This is a genomic window from Paenirhodobacter sp. (genome assembly GCF_050177655.1).
Classification (GTDB): domain Bacteria; phylum Pseudomonadota; class Alphaproteobacteria; order Rhodobacterales; family Rhodobacteraceae; genus Rhodobacter.
On the sequence record NZ_JBFXGV010000014.1, the window covers coordinates 54,180 to 64,168 of the forward strand.

Sequence of the window (9,989 nt, forward strand, 5' to 3'; positions counted from 1 at the left end):
GGATGGATGCAACAGGCAATTCTCGCAGCAGGCACCATCGTGGCCGGCGTCTTTGGCTGCGTCGCGTGGTTCTGGGGATCGAACCTGATCCTTGACACGATCTTTCCGCCGCGCGGGGCGCATGCCGGGCGCAACATCACCCGGGCGAACCGGGTGCGGCCCTGGCTTTTCATCGGGCCGGCGCTGCTGTTTCTGGGGCTTTACCTCGTCTATCCGGTGTTCAAGTCGCTCTGGCTCTCGGTGCTCGACAGCGACGGGCGGCATTTCGTGGGCCTGGGCAATTACGAATGGCTTGCGGGCGACGCGAAATTCCGCGAGTCGATCCTGAACAACATGCTCTGGCTTCTCGTCGTGCCCGCCGCCTCGACCTTCTTCGGGCTGCTCGCGGCGCAGGTGACCGACCGCATCCGCTGGGGCAATCTGGCGAAAAGCCTGATCTTCATGCCGATGGCGATCAGTTTCGTCGGCGCCGGCGTGATCTGGAAATTCATCTATGATTTCCGCGCCGAGGGGCAGGATCAGATCGGCCTTCTGAACGCGATCGTCACCGGTTTCGGCCACGCGCCCGAAACCTGGCTCACGGTGCCGTTCTGGAACAATTTCTTCCTGATGGTGGTGCTGATCTGGATCCAGACCGGTTTCGCCATGGTGATCCTCTCGGCGGCGCTGCGCGGTATCCCCGAGGAAACGCTCGAGGCCGCGATCCTCGATGGGGCGAACCCCTGGCAGCTTTTCTTCCTGATCAAGGTGCCACAGATCTGGGGCACGATCGCGGTGGTCTGGACCACGATCACCATCACCGTGCTCAAGGTTTTCGACATCGTTTTCGTGATGACCAACGGCCAGTGGGGCACGCAGGTGCTCGCCAATATGATGTATGACTGGATGTTCCGCGGCGCGCCCGATTACGGCCGCGGCTCGGCGATCGCGATCGTGATCATGGCGCTCGTCACGCCGATCATGATCTGGAACATCCGCAACGCGCGCAAGGAGATGGCCTGATGGATCATATCGCAGGCACCCGCGCGCGGCTCGTCTGGGCGGTGAACCTTGCCGCCGCGATCCTCGTCGTTCTGTGGACGGTGCCGACCTTTGGCCTGCTCGTCTCGAGCTTCCGCGACCGCGACCAGATCGCGGCCTCGGGCTGGTGGCGGGCGCCGTTCTCCTCGACCGCCTCGGGCTTCGTGCGCGCGGGCACCGCCGCCGATCAGGCGCAGGAGGGGGATATCTGGGTGATCTCAGGCAATGTGCTCGCCAAGGGCGAGGCGCTCTCCGCCTGGGGCACGAGTTCGCGCGAGCCCGAGGCCTATCGCCCCGGTGACACCGCCGCGCTGAAGGACGGCCAAAGCCTCACCGTCGCGGAAAACGGCGATTACCGGCTGACCTCGCCCAGGCAATTCACCGAGACGCGCGGCATGCGCATCTTTACCACCACCACCACGCCGCCGCGCTTCACCACCGACAATTACGCAAGGGTGATCGGGGCCGAGGGGCTGGGGCAGGCGTTTTTGAACACGATGACGGTGACGGTGCCGGCGACGGTGATCCCGATCCTGATCGCGGCCTTCGCGGCCTATGCCCTGGCCTGGATGGAGTTTCCCGGCCGCGCGCTGATCATCGCCGCGGTCGTCGGCCTCCTTGTCGTGCCGTTGCAGCTCGCGCTGATCCCGCTTTTGCGCTTTCACAACGAGATCGGGCTCGGCAAGGGTTACATGGGGATCTGGCTCGCCCATACCGGCTTCGGCCTGCCGCTCGCGATCTACCTTTTGCGCAACTACATGGTCGGCCTGCCGCGCGAGATCATCGAAAGCGCGCGCGTCGATGGCGCGACCGAGTTCCAGATCTTCCGCCGGATCATCCTGCCGCTGAGCTTCCCGGCGCTGGCCTCCTTCGCGATCTTCCAGTTTCTCTGGGTCTGGAACGATCTGCTCGTCGCCACCGTCTTCCTCGGCAATCGCCGCGATCAGCTGGTGATGACCGGCGTGCTGCGCGAGCTGCTCGGCTCGCGCGGCGGCGACTGGGAGATTCTCGCGGCCTCCGCCTTCGTCTCGATCGCGGTGCCGCTCCTCGTCTTCTTCGCAATGCAGAAATATCTCGTGCGCGGTCTCTTGGCCGGCTCGGTGAAAGGTGGCTGAATGAACATGCTTCGCAAGGATCCCGACTGGTGGCGCGGTGCGGTGATCTATCAGATCTATCCGCGCAGCTTTCAGGACACGAATGGCGACGGGGTGGGCGATCTTCTGGGCATCGTGCGCCGGTTGCCCCATGTCGCGAGCCTCGGCGCCGATGCGATCTGGATCTCGCCCTTCTTCACCTCGCCGATGAAGGATTTCGGCTATGACGTCGCGAATTATTGCGACGTCGATCCGATGTTCGGCAATCTCGCCGATTTCGACCAGGTGATCGCCACGGCCCATGCGCTGGGGCTGAAGGTGATGATCGACCTCGTGCTGAGCCATACTTCGGATCAGCATCCCTGGTTTCAGGAAAGCCGGGCGAGCCGCGACAATGCGCGGGCGGACTGGTATGTCTGGGCCGATCCGAAGCCAGACGGCACGCCGCCGAACAACTGGCTGAGCATCTTTGGCGGTTCGGCCTGGCAGTGGAACGCGCGGCGCGAGCAGTATTACCTGCACAATTTCCTCGTGAGCCAGCCGGATCTGAACTTCCATTGCCCGGCGGTGCAGGAGGCGCTGCTCGGCGTGGCGAAGTTCTGGCTCGAGCGCGGGGTGGACGGCTTCCGCCTCGATACGATCAACTTCTACATGCATGACGAGCAGCTGCGCGACAACCCGCCGCTGCCGGTCGAGGAGCGCAACGACAGCACTGCGCCGAAGGTGAACCCCTATAATCACCAGCGCCATGTCTATGACAAGAACCACCCGAAGAACGTTGAATTTCTTCGGAAATTGCGAACGCTGATGGATAATTTCAACGCCGCCGCGGTGGGGGAGATCGGCGACAGCCAGCGCGGCCTCGAGATCCTTGGCGACTACACCTCGGGCACCGACAAGATGCAGATGTCCTATGCGTTCGAGCTGCTCTCCGGCCATGCGCCGCTCTCGGCGCAGTATGTCGCCGAGGTGTTCCGCAAGGTCGAGGCGGTGGCGCCCGAGGGCTGGCCATGCTGGGCCTATTCCAACCACGATGTCGAGCGCCACATTTCCAGGTGGCATCTTTCTCAAGCTTCGGCAAAGTGTTACGAGACGTTGTTGATGTGCCTCAGGGGCTCCGTCTGCCTTTATCAGGGCGAGGAACTGGGGCTGCCCGAGGCGGAGATCGCCTATGAGGATCTGCAGGATCCCTATGGCAAGGAGTTCTGGCCCGAGTTCAAGGGCCGAGACGGTTGCCGCACGCCGATGGTCTGGGAGGCGGAGGCGCCCTATGCCGGCTTCACAACCGGAAAGCCCTGGTTGCCGGTGCCCTCGGTGCATCACCATCTGGCCGTCGATGCCGCCGAGACCGACCCTGGCGCGCTTTTGCACCATTACCGGCGCGTGATCGCTTTTCGTAAACATCACAAGGCCTTGCAGGCCGGAGTTATGACGGAAATCCAGGCGCTCGGCGATCTGCTCAGCTTCCGTCGCAAGAGTGGGGAGGAAGAGATCCTCTGCCTCTTCAACCTCTCCGACGCGCCGCTCGAGACGACGGTGCCGGCGGGCGACTGGGTGACGATCGGGGGCGAGATCGGCTCGACCCGGCCGCTCGCCGATCACCGGCTGCATCTCGGGCCGTGGCAGCCCTCGATCCTCCTGCTCAACCACGGAGGCCGCAATGGCTGATCTCTCGCTTACGGGCATCGGAAAATCCTATGGCGAGGTCGATGTGCTCAAGGGCATCGACCTCGAGATCAAGGCGGGGGAACTCATTGTTTTCGTTGGGCCTTCCGGCTGTGGCAAGTCGACGCTCCTGCGCATGATCGCGGGGCTCGAACGGATCACGGCGGGCGATCTGGTGATCGACGGCATCCGGGTGAACGACGTGCCCCCGGCGCAGCGCGGCATCGCGATGGTGTTCCAGAGCTATGCGCTCTATCCGCATATGACCGTGCGCGAGAACATGGAATTCGCCCTGAAAATTGCGAAGAAGAGCCGAGAAGAGATTGACAAGGCTGTGGAAAATGCCGCGCGCATCCTGCAACTGACGCCCTATCTCGACCGGCTGCCGAAGGCGCTTTCGGGCGGGCAGCGTCAGCGCGTCGCGATCGGCCGCGCGATCGTGCGCGACCCGAAGGTTTACCTCTTCGACGAGCCGCTCTCGAACCTCGATGCGGCGCTGCGCGTCGCCACGCGGATCGAGATCGCCCAGCTCAAGGAGGCGATGCCCGATCGCACGATGATCTATGTCACCCATGACCAGGTCGAGGCGATGACGCTCGCCTCGCGCATTGTCGTGCTGGCGAACAAGGGCATCGCGCAGGTCGGCACGCCGCTCGAACTTTACGAGCGGCCCGAGAACGAATTCGTCGCGCAGTTCATCGGCTCGCCGCAGATGAACCTGCTTGCGGGCGAGGTGGTGGCGACCGGGGCGCAGACCACGGTCAGGCTCGTCGACGGTGGCACGGCGGTGAGCCATGTGCCGACCACCGCGGCGGATATGGGGCTCAAGGTCAATATCGGCGTGCGGCCCGAGGATCTGAGGCTGACCGCGGGCGAGGGGATCTTCACCGGCACGGTCGAGATCGTCGAGGCTTTGGGTGAGGTCACGCTGCTTTACTTCGGCGAGGAGATGGGCGCGCCGCATATGATCGCGAAGCTGCCCGGCATCCACGCCGATCTGCGCCGCAGCCGCGTGACGCTCACCGCCGACCCGTCCAAGGTGCATCTCTTCGCCGCGGGGCGGTCGCTTCTTTATCGCTGATGTCGCTTTGCGCGCATGGGGTGGGCCCGGGCTGGGCTAGCATGGCGGAAATCAGCGGAGGATGCGCGATGAGCGAAGTTGTCGAACAGCCGGCGGGCCGGCGGGCGCGGGGCGGCGGCGGGGCCGCACGGCGGGCGGAACGCACCGCGGTGCGGGTCGAATTCGCGCGCTACATCGAGCGCAACATCCCCAATCTGGAGATCCTGAACGAGGAGGCGCTCGAGATCATCGAGGCGAATGCCGAGACGGTGCTCGAGGAGATCGGCGTCAATTTCGTCGAAAACCCCGCGGCGCTGGCGCTTTGGCGCGAGGCGGGGGCCGATGTTCAGGGCGAGCGCGTGCGCATCCCCCGCGGCCTTGCGCGCGAGTTGTGCAAGACCGCGCCCTCCACCTTTACCCAACATGCCCGCAACCCCGAGCGCAACGTGGTGATCGGCGGCAAGAACCTCGTGCTGGCGCCGGTCTACGGGCCGCCCTTCGTGCGCGATCTGGCCGGCGGGCGGCGCTATGCCACGATCGCCGACTTCCGCAATTTCGTGAAGCTTGGGCAGATGTCGAAATATCTGCACCATTCGGGCGGCACCGTTTGCGAGCCGACCGACGTGCCGGTGAACAAGCGCCATCTCGACATGCTGCACGCCCATATGACGCTTTCGGACAAGCCCTATATGGGTTCGGTGACCGAGCCCTCGCGCGCCGCCGACAGCGTCGAGATGTCGAAGATTCTCTTCGGCGAGCAGTTCGTCGACGAGAACACGGTGATGACCTCGCTCGTCAACATCAACTCGCCGCTCACTTTCGACGCGACGATGATGGGCGCGCTCGAGGTCTATGCGAAGGCGAACCAGGCCTGCATCATCTCGCCTTTCATCGTCGGCGGCGCGATGGCGCCGGTCTCGGTTGCGGGCACGCTGACGCAGGTGCTGGCCGAGGTGCTCGCCGGCGTCGCCTATAGCCAGCTGATCCGCAAGGGCGCGCCGGTGATCTTCGGCGCCTTCGTCACCTCGATCGACATGAATTCGGGCGCGCCCACCTTCGGCACGCCGGAAGCCGCGCAGATCACGCTTGGCGCCGGGCAGCTCGCGCGGCGGCTGGGGCTGCCCTACCGGTCCGCGGGCGCCTTCTGCGGCTCGAAACTCCCCGATGCGCAGGCGGCCTATGAGACGGCGAACACGCTCAACATCGGGCTTCTGTCGGGCGTGAACTTCATGCTGCACGCCTGCGGCTGGCTCGAGGGCGGTCTCGTGTCGAGCTACGAGAAATATGTGATGGATGCCGATCAGCTCGGCACGCTGCACCGGATGGCGGCGGGCATCGACATGAGCGCGAACGGCCAGGCGATGGACGCGATCCGCGAGGTGGGGCCGGGCGGCCATTACCTCGGCTGCGCCCATACCCAGGCGAATTTCAAGACGGCGTTCTGGAAGACCGATCTCCTCGACTACAAGCCCTTCGAAACCTGGGAGGAGGAGGGCGCGCGCGATACCGTGGCGCTGGCCGCCGCGCGCGTCGCGAAGATGCTGGGCGATTACCAGCCGCCGGCGATCGAGCCGGGCGTGGTCGAGGCGCTCGACGAATATGTCGCGAAGAAGAAGGCCTCGATGCCCGACGCCTTCATGTGAGCCGCGAGGGGGCGCTGCCCCCTCTGCCTGCGGCATTCACCCCCGAGGTATTTCGGGCAAGATGAATGGAAAGCGTTTTCATCTTGCCGAAAATACCTCGGGGTGAGCCCGGAACGGGCGAGGGGCAGCGCCCCTGACCACGGCTCCGCCTGGGTTCAGGCGTTTTCGCCCAGCGGCTTGATCTTCAGCTTGGTGATCCGGTTGTCCTTGCGCTCGGCCACCTCGAAGCGGAAGCCGTGGAAGGCGAAGACCTGGCCGACCTCGGGGATCGTCTGCGCCTCGTGGATCACGAGGCCGGCGATCGTGTTCGCCTCCTCGTCGGGCAGCATCCAGTCGGTCTCGCGGTTGAGGTCGCGGATCGTCATCGCGCCTTCGACGATGTAATCGCCCGTTTCGGTCGGCTTCAGCTGACGCTCCGCCTTCGGGTCGAATTCGTCGGTGATCTCGCCCACGATTTCCTCGAGGATGTCCTCGAGGGTGAGCAGCCCCTTCAGATCGCCATATTCGTCGACGACGAGGGCGAAATGCGTGCGCCGCTTGAGGAATTCGCGCATCTGCTCGTCGAGCGGCGTGGTCTCGGGGATGAAATAGGGCTTCATCGCGATCTTGACGACATCGAGATCGGAGATCGAGGCGAGATTGCCGTCGCCGCCGCGCAAAAGCTTCTCGACCGCGCGCAGGAGATCCTTCGAATGCAGCACGCCGACGACATTCTCGCGCTCGCCCTTGTAAAGCGGCACGCGGGTGTGCGGCGAGGCGAGCACCGCGGTCAGGAGCGCGTCGGGGTCGTCCTCGGCGTCGAGCATCTCGATCTGGGAGCGGTGGAGCATGATCTCCTCCACCGTGCGATTGCCGAGGTCGAGCGCGCCGAGCAGCCGGTCGCGGTCCTCCTTGTCGACCATCCCCTCGGAAGCGCCAAGCGCGAGCGCGCCGGCGATTTCCTCGTGCAGCGAGAACATGTGCTGATCGGCATCGGGGCGCTGGCCGAGCAGCCACAGAAGCCCGCGCACGATCCGCCGCACCACCGCGACAATCGGCGAGAGCAAGACCGTGATGACCCGGATCGGCCCGGCGACGCGGCTCGCCACCTTCTCCGGATCGGAGATCGCCCAGGTCTTCGGCAGCACCTCGGAGAAGATCAGCACAAGCGCGGTCATCACCAGCGTCGCGAGCGCCACGCCCGATTGCCCGAAAAGCCGCGTGAGCAGGGCGGTCGCGAGCGAGGCGGAGAGGATGTTGACGACGTTGTTGCCGAGCAGGATCGCGCCGATCAGCCGCTCGCTGTCCTCGGTGACGTCGAGCGCCCGTTGCGCGCCGCCCTCGCCCTTGTCGGCGCGGGCGCGCAGCTTGGCGCGGCTCGAGGCGGTGAGCGCGGTCTCCGAGCCGGAGAAAAAGGCGGAAAGCGCGAGCAGGAGCACGATCGCCCCGGCGGTGAGCCAGAAGGCGGCGTCGAGAAGGGGGGAAAGGGAGCTGGGCATGATGTCAGACTATGGCGAGGGGCCGGGGGGCGTTCAAGAGCGCTTCGACGGGGTGGCGAGCGGATGGTGGCGCAGCACCAGCTGCTTCAGCTCCTCGTCGAGGACATGGGTGTATATCTCGGTGGTGGAGAGGTCGGCATGGCCGAGCAGCATCTGGATCGCGCGCAGATCGGCGCCGCCCTGCAGCAGATGCGTGGCGAAGGCGTGGCGCAGCACATGCGGCGTGACCCGCGCGGGCGAGATCCCGGCGGCGATGGCGATATCCTTGAGCAGCCCGTGAAAGCCCTGCCGCGTCAGGTGCCCCTCCTTGCCCGAGGAGGGGAAAAGAAAGCGCGAGGGCGCGGCGCGGCGCTCGATCCGCGCGCGGTCTTCGGCGGCGTCGCGAGCGGTGAGCCAGGCGGCAAGGGCCTCGCGCGCGGGGGGCGAAAGCGGCACCATCCGCTCCTTGTCGCCCTTGCCGCGCACGAGCAGCATCTGCGGATTGCCGCGCGCCGCCGCGACGGGCAGGGTGACGAGCTCGCTCACCCGCATGCCGGTGGCATAGAGCAGCTCCATCAGGCAACGGTTGCGGATCTGCTCGGGCAGCGAGCGGCCCTGATCGCGCGCGGCTTCGAGCAGCGCCTCGACCTCCTCGATCGAAAGCACCTTCGGCAGGTGTTTCGACGGGCCGGGACCGGAGATCATCTGTGCGGGATTGTCTTCGCGCCAGCCTTCCTCATAGGCGAAGCGGTAGAGCTGACGGATCGCGGAAAGCCGCCGCGCGCGGGTCGATTTCGCAAGGCCATCGGCCTCGAGCCGCACCAGATAGGCCTCGATCGTGGCGCGGGAGACGGTCGCGAACTCTTCATGTATCACTTGAAGATAGGACGCGAAGTCATTGAGATCGCGCCCATAACTCAGGATCGTGTTGCGCGCGGCGCCGGCCTCTGCCGCCTGCGCCTCGAGAAAGGTGGCGATCCAGCGCGCGCCCGAAGCGGGGGCGGTCATCCGTTGCGCTCCAGCACCACAAGCTCGATCGCGGCGCGGCGCGCGACGCCCTCGAGCCCGGTGCGGCGCATCAGTTCGAGCCCCTGCTCGACGCGGCGGTAATCGCCCTTCGCGCCCTCGGTGACGTCGTCGATCGCATTGAGCAGCGCCTCGCCCAGCCGCCCGGGCACGAGCGGCGCATAGGCCTCGGGCAGGGTTTCGGGCATCGCGTCGAAGACGCGCTTGAGCATCAGGCCGAGCTGATCCTGCGCCGGGATGCCCGCGGTGGAGCCGCGCGCGATGCCGGCCAGAAGCTTCTCGTCGAGATCGGCGGGGCGGTGGCGCTGTGCGACGCTTTCGTAATCGGGGGTCAGCAGGCCGAGGCGGAAGGCGATCGGCGCGGCCTCGCCGGGCAGGCCCAGCGCCTCGAGCCGGTCGCCCCAGAAGGCGGCGAGCGCGGGTTCGAGTTCCTGCGCCTGCATCGCCTCCCAGGCGGCGGGCAGCAGCTGCGCGACGCGCTCGGTCTTTTCGGCCGCAAGCGCGCTGTCGAGTTCGGAGATCAGCGTCACCCGGTCCCAGACGCCGCCCGAAGCCGCGGCCTTCTCTTCGGTGTAGAGACCGAAGAGCTGATTGGGATCGAGCACGCCCATCCGGGTCAGCCGCTCGGCCGCTTCGAGCCGGGTCTTCCAGCCGCTGTTCGCGCGCAGGTCGGCCTGGGCGAAGGCGACGGGCAGGGTGGTGGTGGGCATCGGCTGGCCGATCGCCTCCATCAGGCGGAACACCAGCGGCGAGGGGCGCGAGGGCGGCGGCAGATCCTCGGCGCCATCGGCGAATTCCGGGTCGAGGAAACGTTCGAGCAGCGCCGCCGTCTCCGGGTCGATCTGGCCGAGCGCGCGCCCGGTGCCGAAGCTCAGCATCGCCGCCTGCCAGTCGCCACCGCGCGCGAGGCAGAAGATCCGCGCCGGGAAGGAGGGCGCGACCGAGGGCGTCTTTTCCATCACCTCGCAGGCGGTGTCCTCCTCGCCGAGGAGCAGCGCCACGTCGAAGCGGCGGCGGAAGATCT

8 protein-coding genes are annotated in these 9,989 nt (G+C 66.1%); 5 read left to right on the top strand and 3 right to left on the bottom strand.

The genetic code is table 11. The features are described from left to right. Nucleotides 1–6 precede the first annotated feature (6 nt). The 5 genes from AB7U46_RS07590 (at nucleotide 7) to AB7U46_RS07610 (ending at nucleotide 6,482) form a co-directional block, all read left to right on the top strand. Nucleotides 7–1,002: a carbohydrate ABC transporter permease gene (locus AB7U46_RS07590; RefSeq protein WP_428336347.1), complete on the top strand. Its 996-nt coding sequence runs from the start codon at nucleotides 7–9 to the stop codon at nucleotides 1,000–1,002. Next, nucleotides 1,002–2,135, top strand: a complete 1,134-nt coding sequence (locus AB7U46_RS07595; protein WP_428336348.1) for a carbohydrate ABC transporter permease — start codon at nucleotides 1,002–1,004, stop codon at nucleotides 2,133–2,135. The genes AB7U46_RS07590 and AB7U46_RS07595 overlap by 1 nt, the downstream gene beginning before the upstream one ends. Beyond that, complete coding sequence (locus tag AB7U46_RS07600; protein WP_428336349.1) at nucleotides 2,136–3,782, top strand: alpha-glucosidase; 1,647 nt, start codon at nucleotides 2,136–2,138, stop codon at nucleotides 3,780–3,782. Further along, nucleotides 3,775–4,860 carry an ABC transporter ATP-binding protein gene (locus AB7U46_RS07605; protein WP_428336350.1) on the top strand — a complete coding sequence of 362 codons (1,086 nt, stop codon included), beginning with the start codon at nucleotides 3,775–3,777 and terminating at the stop codon, nucleotides 4,858–4,860. The genes AB7U46_RS07600 and AB7U46_RS07605 overlap by 8 nt, the downstream gene beginning before the upstream one ends. 68 nt (nucleotides 4,861–4,928) lie before the next feature. Next, a complete protein-coding gene (locus AB7U46_RS07610) occupies nucleotides 4,929–6,482 on the top strand; it encodes a trimethylamine methyltransferase family protein (RefSeq protein WP_428336351.1) in 1,554 nt (517 codons plus the stop codon). A gap of 155 nt (nucleotides 6,483–6,637) precedes the next feature. On the opposite strand, the gene AB7U46_RS07615 is transcribed toward AB7U46_RS07610, so the two are convergent. From AB7U46_RS07615 to AB7U46_RS07625, 3 genes are all read right to left on the bottom strand, one after another. Beyond that, the gene (locus AB7U46_RS07615; RefSeq protein WP_428336352.1) at nucleotides 6,638–7,960 is read right to left on the bottom strand and encodes an HlyC/CorC family transporter; all 1,323 of its coding nucleotides are present in this window, start codon (nucleotides 7,958–7,960) and stop codon (nucleotides 6,638–6,640) included. A 33-nt stretch (nucleotides 7,961–7,993) separates the two neighbouring features. Further along, the gene (locus AB7U46_RS07620; protein ID WP_428336353.1) at nucleotides 7,994–8,947 is read right to left on the bottom strand and encodes a site-specific tyrosine recombinase XerD; all 954 of its coding nucleotides are present in this window, start codon (nucleotides 8,945–8,947) and stop codon (nucleotides 7,994–7,996) included. Beyond that, nucleotides 8,944–9,989, bottom strand: a 1,046-nt coding sequence (locus AB7U46_RS07625; protein ID WP_428336354.1) for a hypothetical protein, incomplete at its 5' end; no start/stop codon positions are given. The genes AB7U46_RS07620 and AB7U46_RS07625, both read right to left, overlap by 4 nt.